Annotated in this window: 13 protein-coding genes and 3 tRNA genes; 3 read left to right on the forward strand and 13 right to left on the reverse strand. The window is 68.5% G+C overall.

From position 1 onward, the window contains the following. The first annotated feature begins 10 nt into the window (after positions 1–10). Positions 11–712 carry an IclR family transcriptional regulator gene (locus tag FHU35_RS08110; protein WP_186459299.1) on the forward strand — a complete coding sequence of 234 codons (702 nt, stop codon included), beginning with the start codon at positions 11–13 and terminating at the stop codon, positions 710–712. A gap of 50 nt (positions 713–762) precedes the next feature. Here FHU35_RS08110 and FHU35_RS08115 read toward each other — a convergent pair. The 5 genes from FHU35_RS08115 to gltX all read right to left on the reverse strand — a co-directional run bounded on the left by FHU35_RS08115 (position 763) and on the right by gltX (position 4,198). Then, positions 763–835: transfer RNA gene (locus FHU35_RS08115), tRNA-Glu, on the reverse strand. A 517-nt stretch (positions 836–1,352) separates the two neighbouring features. Further along, a tRNA-Glu gene (locus FHU35_RS08120) sits at positions 1,353–1,425 on the reverse strand. A gap of 30 nt (positions 1,426–1,455) precedes the next feature. Further along, positions 1,456–1,527, reverse strand: a tRNA-Gln gene (locus tag FHU35_RS08125). Positions 1,528–1,683: 156 nt separating this feature from the next. Further along, positions 1,684–2,451, reverse strand: coding sequence for an HAD family hydrolase (locus tag FHU35_RS08130; RefSeq protein ID WP_145737706.1), 768 nt, complete (start codon positions 2,449–2,451; stop codon positions 1,684–1,686). Positions 2,452–2,674: 223 nt separating this feature from the next. Next, complete coding sequence (gene gltX, locus FHU35_RS08135; protein WP_145737707.1) at positions 2,675–4,198, reverse strand: glutamate--tRNA ligase; 1,524 nt, start codon at positions 4,196–4,198, stop codon at positions 2,675–2,677. A 102-nt stretch (positions 4,199–4,300) separates the two neighbouring features. Between gltX and FHU35_RS08140 the strand changes: the two genes are divergently transcribed. Then, positions 4,301–5,530: an FAD-dependent oxidoreductase gene (locus FHU35_RS08140; protein WP_145737708.1), complete on the forward strand. Its 1,230-nt coding sequence runs from the start codon at positions 4,301–4,303 to the stop codon at positions 5,528–5,530. A gap of 146 nt (positions 5,531–5,676) precedes the next feature. Here the strand turns inward: FHU35_RS08140 and FHU35_RS08145 are convergent, their stop codons facing one another. From FHU35_RS08145 to FHU35_RS08180, 8 genes are all read right to left on the reverse strand, one after another. Next, a complete protein-coding gene (locus FHU35_RS08145; protein ID WP_145737709.1) occupies positions 5,677–6,459 on the reverse strand; it encodes a fumarylacetoacetate hydrolase family protein in 783 nt (260 codons plus the stop codon). Between the two features lie 111 nt (positions 6,460–6,570). Continuing rightward, entirely contained in the window at positions 6,571–8,172 is a 1,602-nt protein-coding gene (cimA, locus tag FHU35_RS08150; protein ID WP_145737710.1) for a citramalate synthase, read from the reverse strand. A 278-nt stretch (positions 8,173–8,450) separates the two neighbouring features. Then, a complete protein-coding gene (locus FHU35_RS08155; RefSeq protein ID WP_145737711.1) occupies positions 8,451–9,494 on the reverse strand; it encodes a 3-isopropylmalate dehydrogenase in 1,044 nt (347 codons plus the stop codon). Between the two features lie 281 nt (positions 9,495–9,775). Beyond that, a complete protein-coding gene (gene serA / locus FHU35_RS08160; RefSeq protein WP_145737712.1) occupies positions 9,776–11,371 on the reverse strand; it encodes a phosphoglycerate dehydrogenase in 1,596 nt (531 codons plus the stop codon). A 266-nt stretch (positions 11,372–11,637) separates the two neighbouring features. Then, on the reverse strand, positions 11,638–11,883 hold the full coding sequence (locus FHU35_RS08165) for a DUF397 domain-containing protein (protein ID WP_145737713.1): 246 nt from the start codon (positions 11,881–11,883) through the stop codon (positions 11,638–11,640). A gap of 212 nt (positions 11,884–12,095) precedes the next feature. Beyond that, entirely contained in the window at positions 12,096–13,091 is a 996-nt protein-coding gene (gene ilvC / locus FHU35_RS08170) for a ketol-acid reductoisomerase (RefSeq protein WP_145737714.1), read from the reverse strand. 265 nt (positions 13,092–13,356) lie between these two features. After that, positions 13,357–13,863 carry an acetolactate synthase small subunit gene (ilvN, locus tag FHU35_RS08175; RefSeq protein ID WP_145737715.1) on the reverse strand — a complete coding sequence of 169 codons (507 nt, stop codon included), beginning with the start codon at positions 13,861–13,863 and terminating at the stop codon, positions 13,357–13,359. Continuing rightward, entirely contained in the window at positions 13,860–15,692 is a 1,833-nt protein-coding gene (locus FHU35_RS08180; protein ID WP_145737716.1) for an acetolactate synthase large subunit, read from the reverse strand. The genes ilvN and FHU35_RS08180 overlap by 4 nt, the downstream gene beginning before the upstream one ends. A gap of 401 nt (positions 15,693–16,093) precedes the next feature. Here FHU35_RS08180 and FHU35_RS08185 point away from each other — a divergent pair, with 401 nt between their 5' ends. Continuing rightward, positions 16,094–16,579 carry a PH domain-containing protein gene (locus FHU35_RS08185; protein ID WP_145737717.1) on the forward strand — a complete coding sequence of 162 codons (486 nt, stop codon included), beginning with the start codon at positions 16,094–16,096 and terminating at the stop codon, positions 16,577–16,579. Positions 16,580–16,583 lie beyond the last annotated feature (4 nt).

Genomic DNA, 16,583 nt, shown 5'->3' on the forward strand with positions numbered 1-16,583 from the left:
GTATCGGTACGTGGGACAGCATAGCGGCATCGGAGTGTTGGACAAGGCAGTGGCCGTACTGCAGGCGGTGGCCCAGGAGCCGTGCGGCCTGGCAGAACTGTGCAGCCGGACGGGGCTGCCGCGCGCGACGGCGCACCGCTTGGCGGTGGGCCTGGAGACGCATCGCCTGCTGCGTCGCGGTTCGGACGGCAGGTGGCGTCCTGGCGCCGCCTTGGCGGAGTTCGCCGGCGGCGCGGTGGATCCGCTGCTGGAGGCGGCGTCCACGGTGCTGCCCAAACTCCGGGATGTCTCGGGTGAAAGCGTCCAACTCTACCGCCGTGACGGCATGCAGCGCCTGTGCATAGCGACTGCGGAGCCGCCGAGCGGTTTGCGGGACACGGTCCCGGTGGGGACTGCGCTGTCGATGACGGCGGGCTCAGGGGCGAAGGTCCTGGCGGCGTGGGCGGATCCGGCGACGCAGCGCGCGGTGCTCGGCGAGGCGGTGTTCGGTGAGCGCACTCTCCTGGAGGTGCGGCGACGGGGCTGGGCGCAGAGCGTCGCGGAGCGCGAGGCCGGTGTGGCGAGCGTTTCGGCGCCGGTGCGGGATTCCCAGGGCGGGGTGGTCGCGGCGATCTCGGTGTCGGGCCCGATCGACCGGATGGGCCGCAGGCCGGGCGCGCGCTGGGCAGCGGATCTGCTGGCGGCCGCCGAGGGCTTGCAGAACAGGCTCTGACAGAGGCAAAAACGAAGGCCCCGGACACGATGTCCGGGGCCTTCGCGTTGTAGTCCCGACGGGATTTGAACCCGCGCTACCGCCTTGAGAGGGCGGCGTCCTAGGCCGCTAGACGACGGGACCGCGCAACGGGGATAAGACTACAACACCCGAGAAACCCCGAGAACACCCCCACCCCTCACACCCACAACCAGCAGGAACACCACCGAAAGTGACCCCAACAACAAAGAAGAGGACAAAAGCACCGCAACACAATCAAAGAAACAACCCCACCAACAACCAAAAGCCAAACCCCAACAAGGCACAAGGAAGCAGGAAGCAGGAAGCAAAAACGAGCCAGCGAGAGGGCGAGACGGCGAAGCCGACAAGCCCACCACGAGACGGCGAAGCCGGCGAGAGCCACCAACCGAGGCGGCGAAGCCGCCGAGCCCACTACGAGGCGGCGAAGCTGACGAGCCAGCCAAGCCAAGCCAAGCCAAAGAGGCTGGTCACAAGCCCAGGCCGGGAACCAGAACCAAAGAGAGGAGCACTCCCCAAAGCAACCACCGCACCGTGGGGGGCTTGGGGGGTTCGACCCCCCAATACAATGACGAAAGCGGTATACCTACGCATCAAAGTAGGTATACCGCTCCCACCGCTGTAGTCCCGACGGGATTTGAACCCGCGCTACCGCCTTGAGAGGGCGGCGTCCTAGGCCGCTAGACGACGGGACCGCATGAGAGATCACCGAGGTGATCTGCTCGCTGGGGTACCAGGACTCGAACCTAGACTAACTGAACCAGAATCAGTCGTGCTGCCGATTACACCATACCCCATGGTGCTTGACGGCCAGTTGTCTCGAATTCCGATCTCCGGTGTGGAGTTCGGCTTCCGGACTTCTGTCCGCCGCGTTGGTGAATATATTAGCCCACCGCTCGAGGGGCCTTCCCAGCACCCCCCTGCTCTGGTGTTCTCGCAGGTGGCGGCCCGGTTCAGCGCGCTTGGCCGACGAGATCGGCGAGGGCGGGTGCGGCGATCTCGGTGACGAGCAGTTCGGGGAGTTCCTCGAGGCTCGTGATGGTGGGGACGGTGTCCTCGGCGTGAGCGCGAGGCGCGGGGATCCGGTGGCGGTTGAGCCAGATGCCGCTGAGTCCGGCGCGGGCGGCGCCGCGGGCGTCGGTGGTGAGCTTGTCTCCCACGTGGGCGACTTCGTGGGGCTGGAGGCCGAGGCTGTCGCAGGCGGCGTGGAAGATTCGCGGATCCGGTTTGGCCACACCGATCTCGCCCGAGATGACCACGGCGTCGAAGGCGTCGGCGAGGCCGACGGCGGCGAGCTTCTTGCGCTGGTAGGCGCTGGGGGCGTTGGTGACGGCGGCGAGGCGGAGTCCGGTGGCGCGCATCCAGTCGAGGCTGTCGAGGACGTCGTCGAAGAGCCCCCAGGCGCGCTGCATGGCTTCCATGCGCTGGTTTTCGCGGCTCTGCGCCTCCGCGTAATCGATGTCCTCGCCGAAGGCGGCGAAGAAGGCGCGGGTGCGTTCCACGCACATGACGTCGAAGGGCATCTGGCCGGTGACGAACCGCGCGTAGTACCGGTCGGTGGTGCGTTCCCACACGGGCCAGGCCCGGTCGGTCCCGAGGAGCTCTCTGAGGGAGCTGCGCGCCGCGCTCTGGCTGTCCAGCAAGGTGTCGTCGATGTCGAGGCAGACAGCCTTGATCTGGGCGGGATTGCGGGATTTCGATTCGTCAGCCGCGGATGTCACCCCGAGAGGCTAGGCGTTCACCCGCCGCGTCCGACTCTGCCAACCTAGTGAAGTCTGCTGTGGGTCTGAGAACACTGCGCAACCGAACCGGGTTTCCGCTCCGTCTTAGCAGTTGGGCTCGAACACGTCCCGGGGCGAAAGCGCAGGTGGGAGAACGACGCCGCCGCGACGCTCCGGTGAGCGACGCGGCGGCGTGGGTGGTGGGAGTTGCTCTCGGTGTCCGTCAGCCGAGCGCCTTGCGGAGCCTGGTGAGCGAGACCTCGCGGCCGAGGAGCTCCATCGACTCGTACAGCGGTGGCGACACGGTGCGCCCGGTGATGGCGACGCGGACGGGCGCGAAGGCCTTGCGCGGCTTGATGCCGAGGCCGTCGACGACGGAGACCTTGAGAGCCTCCTCGATGGCGGCGGTCGTCCACTCCGGCAGCGCTTCGAGCGAACCGATCGCGGCTTCCAGCACGGGCCGGGCGTCGTCGCCGAGCGCCTTCTGCGCGGAGGCTTCCTCTGGCTGGAAGTCGTCGCCCGCGAACAGGAAACCCATCATGCCGACGGCGTCGGAGAGCACGATGAGCCGCTCCTGCACCAGGGGCGCGGCGGCGCGCACGGTCGCCAGCTGCGACTCGGTGGGCTCGGCGGGCAGCACTCCGCCGTTGACGAGGTAGGGCACGATGCGTTCGACGAAGTCGTCCGGCGCCAGGGCGCGCAGGTGCGCGGAGTTGATGGCGTCGGCCTTCTTCTGGTCGAAGCGCGCCGGGTTGGAGCTGACGCGCCCGATGTCGAAGGCCTCGACCATCTCCTCGAGCGTGAACACGTCGCGGTCCTCGGAGATCGACCAGCCGAGCAGCGCCAGGTAGTTGAGCAGGCCCTCGGGCAGGAACCCGCGGTCGCGGTGGTGGAACAGGTTGGACTGCGGGTCTCGCTTGGACAGCTTCTTGTTGCCCTCGCCCATGACGAACGGCAGGTGGCCGAACGCGGGCGTGAAGTCGGTGACGCCGATGCGCTGCAGCGCTTCGTAGAGCGCGATCTGGCGCGGTGTGGACGAGAGCAGGTCTTCGCCCCGCAGCACGTGGGTGATCCGCATGAGGGCGTCGTCGACGGGGTTGGTGAGCGTGTACAGCGCATCACCGTTGCCGCGCACGAGCACGGGGTCGGGCACGCTGCCCGCCGGGAAGGTGATCTCGCCGCGGACCACGTCGGTGAAGGTGATGTCGCGCGCGGGCATCACCAGTCGCAGCACGGGCTTGCGACCTTCGGCCTTGAATGCCTCGCGCTGCTCGTCGGTGAGGTCGCGGTCGAAGTTGTCGTAGCCCAGCTTGGGGTCGCGCCCGGCCGCCTTGTGGCGGGCCTCGACCTCGTCCGGGCTGGAGTAGGACTCGTAGAGCTCACCGGCGGCCAGCAGGCGCTGGGCGACGTCGGCGTAGATGTCGCGCCGCTCGCTCTGCCGGTAGGGGCCGTGGTCTCCGCCGACTCCGGGACCTTCGTCCCAGTCGAGGCCCAGCCAGCGCAGCGCGTCGAGCAGCGCCTGGTAGGACTCCTCGCTGTCCCGGGCGGCGTCGGTGTCCTCGATGCGGAACACCAGTTTGCCCTTGTTGTGCCGGGCGAACACCCAGTTGTAGAGGGCGGTGCGGATCAGGCCGACGTGCGGGGTTCCGGTCGGCGACGGGCAGAACCGGGCACGAACCGGGCCTGCGGCCCCCTGTCCGGCTGCCTCTTCCTTGGCTGCGTCTGTGCTGGCTTCTGGCGTGCTCATAACGGATTCAGCCTAGCCACTGCTCGCGTGCGCTTGACGGCCGCACCCGGTAGGTGCATGCTGACGTTATTCAACAAGCGTTGAAAACCTGGGAGGAACGCGATGGAGCGAACCACCTGCTGCATCGTCGGCGGCGGACCGGCGGGCATGGTGCTCGGACTGCTGCTGGCCCGGTCCGGCGTCGAGGTCACCGTCCTGGAGAAGCACGGCGACTTCCTGCGCGATTTCCGCGGCGACACGGTGCACCCCACGACATTGCAGCTGCTCGACCAGATCGGGCTCGCCGACCGCTTCGAGCAGATCCCGCAAAGCCGGATCACCAAGATCCAGCTGCCGCTCGGACCCGACGGGGACCTGTTCACGGTCGGCGACTTCAGCCTGCTGCCGATCAAGCGCAACTACATCGCGATGGTTCCGCAGTGGGACCTGCTGGACATGCTCGCCGAGGAGGGCAAGTCCGAGCCGGGGTTCACGCTGCGGATGAACACCGAGGCCACCGAGCTGATCCGGGAGGGCGGACGGGTTCGCGGGGTGCGCTACCGCACCGCCTCCGGCGAGACCGGCGAGCTGCACGCCACCATCACCGTGGCCTGCGACGGGCGCAAGTCGTTCGCGCGCGAGCTGCCGGAACTCGGACTGCAGGACTTCCCGACTCCGATGGACGTCCGCTGGTTCCGGCTGCCGCGGCAGCCCGAGGACCCGGAGGGACTGGTCGGGATGCTGCGCAAGCGCGCGTTCCAGGTGCTCATCGACCGGCGTGACTACTTCCAGGTCGCCTCGATCATCCACAAGGGCTCCGACGGCGAAGGCCGGACAGGGCCGATCGAGGACTTCAACGCGCAGCTCAGGCAGGAGATCCCGTGGCTGGGCGACCGCGAGCTCGTGCGCTCGTGGGACGACGTGAAGCTGCTGCACGTGACCCTGGACCGGTTGCGCAAGTGGCACGTGCCCGGCCTGCTGTGCATCGGCGACGCCGCGCACGCGATGTCGCCGGTCGGCGGGATCGGGATCAACCTCGCGGTCCAGGACGCGGTCGCGACGGCGCGCCACCTCGCAGGACCCCTGCGCGAGGGTCGATTGCGGCGCGCGCACGTGGCGGCCGTCCAGCGGCGCCGCTGGCTCACCACGGTGCTGATCCAGGGCTTCCAGCGCGTGATCCACGACAACGTGGTGGGGCCGGCCCTGCGCGGCGAGATCGACCTCGGCGACTCGGCGAGGCTGCCGCTGCCGATCCGCCTGATCTCGCGGCTGCCGTTCCTCCGCCGCGTCCCGCCCTACCTGCTGGCCTTCGGCGCGGTCCGAGAGAAGCCCCCCAAGGAAGCCCGCCGATAACCCGGGCGCCACCCGAATCCCAGTTTTAGTCCAAACTGAGCGGACATTTCGGGCTTCGAAGGTCCTCGGTTTGGACTAAAACTGGGCGGCTACCGCACTTCTCACCCGAAGGTGCGAAGACTGCGGGGGTGTGGGCGCTCCGGACGTCAGGCGTTCTGGACGGGGTTGGTGAGGGCGCCCAGGCCGTCGATGGAGACCGTGACCTTCTGGCCGTCGGTCATCGGTCCGACACCGGCCGGCGTGCCGGTCAGGATGACGTCACCCGGCAGCAGCGTCATGATCCGCGAGACCCAGGAGACCAGGCCGCCGACGCCGTGCACCAGCTGCGAGGTGCGGCCGTCCTGCTTGACCTCGCCGTCCAGATCGGTGCGCAGGGACAGGTCCGACGGGTCGATCTCGGTGTCGATCCACGGCCCCAGCGGGCAGAACGTGTCGTAGCCCTTGGCGCGGGTCCACTGCCCGTCGGCCTTCTGCTGGTCGCGCGCGGTGACGTCGTTGGCGATCGTGTAGCCGAGCAGCACCTCGGTGCCGCGCGCCTCCGGGACGTCCTTGCAGGGCTGGCCGATGATCGCGGCCAGCTCGCCTTCGAAGTCCACCCGCTCGGAGTTCGGCGGCAGCTTGATCGGCGAGTTGGGGCCGACCACCGAGGTCGAGGGCTTCATGAAGATCAGCGGGTTCTCGGGAGCCTCGCCGCCCATCTCGCGCGCGTGCTCCACGTAGTTCTTGCCCACGCAGATCACCTTGCTCGGCAGGATCGGCGCCAGCAGGCGCACGTCGGCCATCGGCCACTTCCGGCCGGTGTAGGTGGGCGAGCCGAACGGGTGCTGGTCGATCTCGACCGCCACGATCTTCTCGCGAGGCGCGGCCGGATCCGGCTCCAACGCCACGAACGACACCCCGTCAGAGTGGGCGACACGAGCCAACCGCAAGACGAACCTCCGCAATGAAATCTGCTGTGGACGGGTGGTGGGAACCCGCGCCCAACATACTCGGGCACCGGAACCCGCCACCGCATTCCGGGGTTCGGCGGGAGGCCGTCGTCACATCGCGGCGCAGGCCTTGTAGATCAGCGCGTCGCAGAGCGCGAGCCAGCTGGCCTCGACGATGTTGGCGTGCACGCCCACGGTGGTCCACTCGTGCTCGCCGTCGCGGGACTCGACGAGCACCCGGGTGACGGCGTCGGTGCCCGGCTCGTCGACGAGGATGCGGACCTTGTAATCCGTCAGCTCGACCGATTCCAGCCACGGCAGGTGCGGCACGAGGGCCTTGCGCAGCGCGGCGTCGAGGGCGTTGACGGGACCGTTGCCCTCCGCCGTGGCGATCACCCGCTCCCCCGACACGCTGACCCGCACGGTCGCCTCCGAGACGACCTCGCCGTCCTCGCGGTGGTCGAGCAGCACCCGGTACGACTGGAGCTCGAACGGTGTTTCGAGCTCGGAACCCGTCATCTCCCGGCGCAGCAACAACTCCAGCGAGGCGTCGGCGGCCTCGAAGGACCAGCCGCGCGCTTCGAGCTCCTTGACCTGCCGCACCGCTCCCCCGACGGCCTCCGGCGAGAGTTCCAGACCGAGTTCGGCTCCCTTGAGCTCCAGGCTGGCGCGACCGGCCATCTCGGTCACCAGCACCCGCATCCCGTTGCCGACCTCGGCCGGGTCGAGGTGGTTGTAGAGCTCGGGGTCCACTTTGATCGCGCTGGCGTGCAGACCGGCCTTGTGCGCGAACGCCGACTGCCCCACGTACGCCTGGTGGGTGTCGGGAGCCAGGTTGGCGATTTCCGCCAACGCGTGCGAAACACGGCTCAGCTCGGGCATCTTTCCCTCGGGCAGCACCGGCATGTCGAGCTTCATGCCCAGATTTCCCAGAACTGCGAACAGATCCGCGTTGCCCGTGCGTTCGCCGTAGCCGTTGGCGGTGCACTGCACGTGCGTGGCACCGGCCTGCACCGCCGCGACGCTGTTGGCCACGGCGCAGCCGGTGTCGTCCTGGCAGTGGATGCCGACGCGGATCCCGGTGCGCGCGATGACCTCCCGGACGGTGTCGGCCAGCTGCAGCGGGAGCTGGCCGCCGTTGGTGTCGCACAGCACGACGACGTCGGCACCCGCACCCGCGGCGGCGTCGAGCACGCGCAGCGAGGTGTCGGGGTCGAAGGCGTACCCGTCGAAGAAGTGCTCCGCGTCGACGAAAACCCGCCTGCCGTGGTCGACGAGGTGGCGGACGGTGTCGGCGATCATCGCGCAGTTCTCCGCGACGTCGGTGCGCAGCGCTCGTTCGATGTGCCTGCGGTCCGATTTGGCCACCAGCGTCACCACCGGGGCGCGAGAGTCCAGCAGGGCGGCAACTTGACGATCGTCGTCCACTTTGGAGCCTGCGCGGCGAGTGGAGCCGAACGCCACGAGCGCGGCGTGGCTGAGTTCGAGTTCCTCTTGTGCCGCGCGGTGAAAGAACTCGGTGTCCTTGGGAAGCGCTCCGGGCCAACCACCTTCGATAAACCCGACCCCGAGCCCGTCCAGCAGGCGCGCGACGGCCAGCTTGTCGGTGACCGAGTACGAAATCCCCTCGCGCTGCGCCCCGTCGCGCAGCGTCGTGTCGTAGACGTGGAATTCGTCGCCCAGGGGCGTGCCGGCCGGCTTGGTGCGGGTCACTGGAATGTCTCCCGTCGGATCGATCGGTTCGGCGCGGACTTGGCGCAGGCAACAAAAAAGACCCCCCGCGAATGCGAGAGGTCAGCGCGTCGGGAAGCGGAGATGTTTACCCGACGCGCTCGCCAATAATGATCACACTGCGGAAAGCCACGACCCCATGCTGCACACCTCGCCCGCGGATGTCCATCGAACGCGGCGGAGTTCTCACGATCCGGAAAAGCCGAAGGGCGCCTCCCCCGGCGGGGAGACGCCCTTCGGAACTCGAACTCCGGTGAAGATCAGGGCTGCGGAGCGACCTCGCGGGAAGACACCAGAGCCGCGAGCCGGTCGCCGATGGCGAACGTGGCGCCCGGCGACGAGTGGTCGCGGGTCGCCAGGTCGAAGGCCACCGAGGCCTCGACGCGCTTGGCGGCCTCGGTCAGCCCGACGTGGTCGAGCAGCATCGCGATCGACAGCACGGCGGCGGTCGGGTCGGCCACGCCCTGCCCGGCGATGTCCGGGGCGCTGCCGTGCACCGGCTCGAACATGCTCGGGTTGCGGCGGGTCGCGTCGATGTTCCCGCTGGCCGCCAGACCGATGCCGCCGGTGATCGCACCCGAGAGGTCGGTGATGATGTCGCCGAAGAGGTTGTCGGTGATGACCACGTCGAACCGGCTCGGGTCGGTCACCATGTGGATCGTGGTGGCGTCCACGTGCTGGTAGGCCACGGTGACGTCCGGGTACTGCAGCGAGACCTCCTCGACCACGCGCGACCACAACGAGCCGGCGTGGGTGAGGACGTTGGTCTTGTGCACCAGGGTCAGGTGCTTTCGGGGCCGCGAGGCGGCGCGGGCGAACGCGTCGCGCACGACCCGCTCGACGCCGAACGCCGTGTTGATGCTGACCTCGGTGGCGATCTCGTGCGTGGTGTCCTTGCGCAGCAGGCCGCCGTTGCCCGCGTACGGGCCTTCGGTGCCTTCGCGCACGATGACCATGTCGATCTCACCCGGGTCGGCCACCGGGCTCTTCACGCCCGGGTACAGCCGCGCGGGGCGCAGGTTCACGTGGTGGTCGAGCTCGAACCGCAGCCGCAGCAGCAGACCGCGCTCCAGGATGCCGCTGGGCACCGATGGGTCGCCGACCGCGCCGAGCAGGATCGCGTCGTGCTGGCGGAGCTCACCGAGCACGGACTCGGGGAGCAGCTCCCCCGTCGCGTGCCAGCGAGCGGCTCCGAGGTCGTAACGGGTGATCTCGGTGTCCGGCACCACCTCGCCGAGCACCTTCAGTGCCTCGGCCACGACCTCCGGCCCGATCCCGTCGCCGGGGATCACAGCGAGCCGCATCTACACACCTCCCGAGAACCACCCCGAACTGCGGGGCTCGAACTGTTGAGCCGAAGGCTACCGGCATGTCCACGTCTCGCGGCACGCCGGGCCCACCGAGTGGATGATAAGTCCCGAACTGTGGGACACCCACTAGAGTGACGGACTGTTTCGTTCCAGGTGCGCGTGAGGGGCCGTCCCCTGAGCGGAGACGACCCCTTCTCACGCTTCCGAGCTATTCAGCACGCGATCCGTCGGTCGCGCACCTACTCAGCGACACCTCGTTGCCGAGGCATCCACCTTCACTCGAAGCTGACCGTGCGCACGATGCGGGCACCCACGGCGGCGCCGATCGGCTCCAGCACGCCCTGCTCGACCGGACGGTCCACGCGCAGCAGCATGATCGCTTCGGAGCGCTCGGTGGTCTGGCTGACCGTGGCGGCCTCGATGTTCACGCCGACCTCGCCCAGCAGCGTGCCGACCTTGCCCATCACGCCCGGGCGGTCCGGGTACTCCAGCAGCAGCACGTTGCCCTCGGCCCGCAGGTCGAAGTGCCGGCCGTTGACCTCGATCAGCTTCTCGACCTGGTTCGGGCCCGACAGGGCACCGGAGACGACAGCGGTGGTGCCGTCGGCCATGTGCGCGCGCAGCGACACGACGCTGCGGTGGTTCGGGCTCTCCGAGGTCGTCTTGATCTCGACCTGAACGCCCAGCTCCTCAGCCAGCTGCGGAGCGTTGACGAAGGTCACCTGGCTCTCGACAGCACCGGAGAACACGCCGCGCAGCGCGGCCAGCTGCAGCACCGAGATGTCCTCGTCGGCCAGCTCGCCGCGGGCCTCGATGGTCACCGAGCTCGGGGTGCCGCCCTGCAGCGCGGACAGCAGCTGGCCCAGCTTCTGGGTCAGCGCCAGGTACGGGCGGACCTCTTCGCCGACCGCACCGCCCTGCACGTTGACCGCGTCCGGGACGAAGTCGCCGCGCAGCGCGAGCCGGACGGACTTGGCCACGTCGGTGCCCGCGCGGTCCTGGGCCTCCCTCGTGGAGGCGCCCAGGTGCGGGGTGACCACGGCGTTGTCCAGGGAGAACAGCGGGCTGTCGGTGATGGGCTCCGACTTGAACACGTCGATGCCGGCGCCGGCGATGGTGCCGTTGCGCAGCGCCTCGGCCAGCGCGTCCTCGTCGACCAGACCGCCGCGCGCGGCGTTGATGATGACCAGGTTCGGCTTGGCCTTCTTGAGCTCCTCCGCGCCGATCAGGCCCAGCGTCTCAGCGGTCTTCGGGAGGTGGATCGACAGCGCGTCGGCGCGGCTGAGCAGCTCCTCCAGCGAGACCAGCTCGATGCCCAGCTGCGCGGCGCGGGCCGGCGACACGTAGGGGTCGTAGGCGATCAGCTTGGTGCCGAAGGCGGCGACGCGAGCGGCGAACAGCTGCCCGATCTTGCCCAGTCCGACGACACCGACGGTCTTGCCGTTGAGCTCGACGCCGCCGTAGGAGCTGCGCTTCCACGCGCCGCCCTTCAGGCTCGCGTCGGCCTGCGGCACGTTGCGGACCACCGAGAGCAGCAGCGCCATGGCGTGCTCGGCGGCGGAAACGATGTTCGAGGTGGGGGCGTTGACCACCATCACGCCGCGCTCCGTGGCGGCGGGTACCTCGACGTTGTCGAGGCCGACACCCGCGCGGGCGACGACCTTGAGATTCTTCGCGGCCGAGAGGACTTCGGCATCGACCTTGGTCGCGGAACGGACCAGCAGCGCATCGGCGTCGGCGACAGCGTCGAGCAGCGCCGGACGGTCGGTGCCGTCCACGTTGCGGATCTCGACCTCTTCGCCGAGGGCGTCGATCACGGACGGGGCCAGCTTCTCGGCGAGAAGAACGACAGGACGGCTTGCGTTGGTCACGGGCGAACTCCAAGCTGGAAGATCACGATCGGCACGACGATGTGCCCGGACGTTGGAAGTTTAACGGGAGATTGAGAAAGCATTCACAAGGGTGTAGCTCGGATCACCGCTGGATCGAACATGTCCGCAAGTTCCGCTTTCCCGGCATTCTCGCAGATCAACCCCCATGAGCGAGCAAAACCGTTCCACAGTGCGGGAGTGAATCGCCGCCCGAACGGGCCAGGCCGCCCACGCCGGCGGCAGCAGGCCCGAACGGCGGCCGCGCTTCACGGTTCGTCGAATTCGCCGTCCTTGGCGCCCGCGACGAACGCGTCCCATTCCTCGGGGGTGAAGACGAGGACCGGCCCTTCCGGGTCAGCCCCGTTCCGCATCCCCACGTAACCGTCGACGAAGGCTATCTCCACGCCCGGTTCATCCGGATCGTCCGTACTAGCGATCCACTCAGCGTCCGTGAAGTCGAGCTTCCCGCGGACGTGCGCTTTGTCGTCGACGATCTCGTTGTCTGCACTCACGATGCGTACCGTATCCCTCACTCATAGCGATATCCCGTTGTGGGAGACCCGCCCGGCGGAAACCTACCGACCACCGCAAGAACGCGCGAGGCCCGGTGAAACCTCATCTGAGGATTCACCGGGCCGGGCGGATCAACGCTGCCGAGAGATCCGGAGAGCTCGGAAACTCACCCCGATGGCGCCACCGGTGCGGCGGCGCGCAGGGGATCAGCTCACTTGTTGGTCCACGACATCAGCGCGCGCAGCTTCTTGCCGACCTCTTCGATCTGGTGGGCGTTGCCCTCGGACTGCAGCTTGGTGAAGTTCGGGCGACCGGCCTCGTCCTCGGCCACCCACTCCTTGGCGAAGGTGCCGTCCTGGATCTCACCGAGAACCTTGCGCATCGAGTCCTTGACGTGCGAGTCGACGACGCGCGGGCCCCGCGTGAGGTCGCCGTACTCGGCGGTGTCGGAGCAGGAGTAGCGCTGACCGGCGATGCCGCCCTCCCACATCAGGTCCACGATCAGCTTGAGCTCGTGCAGGACCTCGAAGTAGGCGATCTCCGGCTGGTAGCCGGCCTCGACCAGCACCTCGAAGCCGTTCTGCACCAGCGCGGAGGTGCCACCGCAGAGAACGGCCTGCTCACCGAACAGGTCGGTCTCGGTCTCCTCCTTGAAGGTGGTCTTGATGACGCCGGCGCGGGCACCGCCGATGGCGGCGGCGTAGGACAGCGCCAGGGCCTGGGCGTTGCCCGAGCCGTCCTGCTCGACGGCGATCAGGCACGGCACGCCCTTGCCGTCGACGAACTGGCGGCGGACCAGGTGTCCCGGGCCCTTCGGCGCGACCATGGCCACGTCGACGTCGGCCGGCGGCTGGATCAGGCCGTAGCGGATGTTGAAGCCGTGGCCGAAGAACAGCGCGTCACCCTGCTTGAGGTTCGGGGCGACGTCGTTGGCGTAGATCTCGCGCTGCTTGGTGTCGGGCGCCAGGATCATGATCAGGTCGGCCTCGGCGGAGGCCTCGGACGGGGTGAGGACCTTCAGGCCCTCCTCCTCGGCCTTGGCCCGGGACTTGGAACCCTCCGGCAGACCGATCCGCACGTCCACACCCGAGTCCCGCAGGCTCAGCGCGTGGGCGTGCCCCTGGCTGCCGTAGCCGATGACCGCGACCTTCCGGCCCTGCACGATGCCGAGGTCAGCGTCCGCGTCGTAGAAGATTTCAACTGCCATGGTGTTTCAGCGTTTCCTTTCGGGACTTCATCGGTTGTCGGTCGCGCCTGCCAACCGCTAGGAGATGTTGGGTGCGGCGGTAGCCGCTGCTTCAGGTGTGGGACTCAACCAGCACCGCCGCGGGTTCTCAGCGGTTCTCCGGGGAGGACGCCGCGACGCCGTGTAATTGGCATACATCAGGAGTGGCGCCCGGACCCGGAGGGCCGCTGAGGTTCCGCTACTCGCACCGCTAAGCACAGTGACCCGAAACCATTCCTTTAAGTTGTCAGCGGACCGCAGTAGCCGTGATGGAGCGGGGGCCTCTACCGATCGCGATCGTTCCCGACTGCACCATCTCGCGGACGCCGTAGGGTTCCAGCATTCGCAGCAACGCGTCGAGCTTATCGGCGGGTCCGGTGGCCTCGATGGTCAGCGCCTCCGGCGAGACGTCCACCACCTTCGCGCGGAACAGCTGGACGGTCTCCAGGACCTGGCTGCGCACCGACGAGTCGGCGCGGACCTTCACCAGCAGCAGCTCGCGCTGCACCGCGGCGTCGTCCTCCAGCTCCACGATCTTGATCACGTTCACCAGCTTGTTGAGCTGCTTGGTGACCTGCTCCAGCGGTTGGTCGCTGACGGCGACCACGATCGTCATCCGGGAGATCTCCGGGTGCTCGGTCGGGCCGACCGCGAGCGACTCGATGTTGAAGCTGCGGCGCGAGAAGAGACCGCTCACCCGGGCGAGGACACCGGGCACGTTCTCGACCAGCACGCTCAAGGTATGCCTAGTCACGCCTCGTCCTCCTCGAAAAGCGGGCGGATGCCGCGGGCCGCCATGATCTCGTCGTTGCCGGTGCCGGCCGCCACCATCGGCCAGACCTGCGCGTCCTTGCCCACCACGAAGTCGATCACGACGGGTCGGTCGTTGATCTCCATAGCCCGCTGGATGACGCTGTCGACGTCCTCTTTGGACTCACACCGCAGGCCTGCGCACCCGTAGGCGTCGGCGAGCAGCTTGAAGTCCGGGATGCGGTGCTTGTGGGTGCCGAGGTCGCTGTGTGAGTAACGCTCGGCGTAAAACAGGTTCTGCCACTGCCGGACCATACCCAGGTTGCCGTTGTTGATGACGGCCACCTTGATGGGGATGTTCTCGATCGCGCAGGTCGCGAGCTCCTGGTTGGTCATCTGGAAGCAGCCGTCGCCGTCGATGGCCCACACCGTCTTGTCCGGCTCGCCGGCCTTGGCGCCCATGGCCGCCGGAACCGCGTAGCCCATGGTCCCCAGACCACCGGAGTTCAGCCAGGTGCGCGGGTTGTCGTAGCCGATGAACTGCGCGGCCCACATCTGGTGCTGCCCCACGCCCGCGGCGTAGACGGCGTCGGTGCCCGCGATCTTGCCGAGGCGCTCGATGACGTACTCCGGCGACAGGCTGCCGTCGCTGGGCTCGGCGTAACCGAGCGGGAACCGGCCGCGGATGTCGTCGAGCATCCCCCACCAGGGCTTCAGGTCGACGGTGCCGTGCTCGGACTCGGCGGCTTCGAAGGCCTCGGTCAGCTCGGCGATGACGTCCTTGCAGTCACCGACGATCGGGACGTCGGCGTAGCGGTTCTTGGAGATCTCGGCCGGGTCGATGTCGGCGTGCACGACCTTGGCGTCCGGTGCGAACGACGACAGCTGGCCGGTGACCCGGTCGTCGAACCGGGTGCCCAGGGCGATCAGCAGGTCGGAGCGCTGCATGGCGGCGACCGCCGACACCGTGCCGTGCATGCCGGGCATGCCCAGGTGCTGCGGGTGCGAGTCCGGGAACGCACCGCGCGCCATCAGCGTGGTGACCACCGGGATCCCGGTGCGCTCGGCCAGCTGCCGCAGCTCCGCGTGCGCCTCGGCCTTGATGACACCGCCGCCGACGTAGAGGACCGGCTGCTTGGCCTCGACCATCAGCTTCGCGGCCTCGCGGACCTGCTTGCCGTGCGGCTTGCTGGTCGGCCGGTAGCCGGGCAGCTTCATCTCCGGCGGCCAGGCGAACGACATGGTCGCCTGCTGGACGTCCTTGGGGATGTCGACCAGGACCGGGCCGGGACGGCCGCTGGAGGCGATGTAGAACGCTTCCGCGATGACCCTCGGGATGTCCTCGGCGTCGGTGACCAGGAAGTTGTGCTTGGTGACCGGCAGCGTGATGCCGCAGATGTCGGCTTCCTGGAAGGCGTCGGTGCCGATCAGGCCGGTCGACTGCTGCCCGGTGATCGCCACCATCGGAACCGAGTCCATGTTCGCGTCGGCCAGCGGGGTGACCAGGTTGGTCGCGCCCGGGCCGGAGGTCGCCATGCAGACGCCGACCTTGCCCGTGGCCTGCGCGTACCCGGTCGCCGCGTGCCCGGCTCCCTGCTCGTGGCGAACCAGCACGTGCCGGACCTTCTCGGAGTCGAGCAGCGGGTCGTACGACGGGAGGATGGTGCCACCCGGAATCCCGAAGACGACCTCGCAGCCCACGGACTCCAGGGAGCGGACGAGTGCCTGCGCACCCGTGAGCTTCACCGGAGCACCGCTGGGCGGCGCTGGCTTGGGTCGGCGTCCTGGCGGGGGCGCCGGGACCGGATTCTGCCTGGTATTGGCGCTGGTCATCGGGTCAACCTCGGTGGTTGGGAGTGGGACCGGACACGAAAAAACCCCCGCAGGCCACGAATGGGCCAGACGAGGGTTGGCGCGTCGACAGCTGCGAGGACTTCCTCAGGCGTCGACGCGCCGGGGAAGTACGAGAATGTCGTGCAGTCGCAGCATGGCCAGGACGTTAATGGGGTTGGTCGTACCGCGTCAAACCATTCGGGACGCTCTTCCCGCATGCTGGGCGCCCGTTCGAGGGGCCGCGATCACGCTCGTTCGCGATTTTCCCAGTTCACGGGCATCGTGCCGACGAGATTTCCGGCCGATGTGATACGCACCGCTCTGCGACTCCCAGCCATCGGGAAGCCCTGCGGCGCTCGGGTCCCGACCGGGAGGATCCGGCCAGGTGAGAGCATCGGGGCGTGAGCGACACACCCCAGGACTCCGGGCGGGACGACGCCGCCGAGCCGCAGAGCACCGAATCCGCGCAGGCCGCGGAACCGCAGCAGACCCGAATCCCGGAATCGCTGAACTTCCGGCTGCCCCGGGTATCGCTGCTGGCCGTGCTCGCGATCGCCGCCTGCGCGGTCCCGCTGGCCACCACCGCCGGCCCGCTGGGACTGCTCGTCTTCCTGGTGCCGCTGGTCCTGCTGTGGATCGTGCTGTGGCCCCGCACCATCGTCGACGCCGAGCGGATCAAGGTCCGCGGCCTCGCGACCGCGCACACCTTTCCCTGGGAATCGCTCAACGGCCTGGCCATCACCAAGCAGTCCAAGGTCCGCGCCAGCACCACCGGAGGCTCCGAGGTCACGCTGCCGCACGTGCGCCCGCGCGATCTCCCGGCGATCTCGCTCGTCAGCCGCGGCCACCTCCCGGACCCCAGCGCGCAGTCCACCGACGAGGGCTGAACAC

It is taken from the genome of Saccharopolyspora dendranthemae, assembly GCF_007829955.1.
Taxonomy (GTDB): Bacteria; Actinomycetota; Actinomycetes; order Mycobacteriales; family Pseudonocardiaceae; genus Saccharopolyspora; species Saccharopolyspora dendranthemae.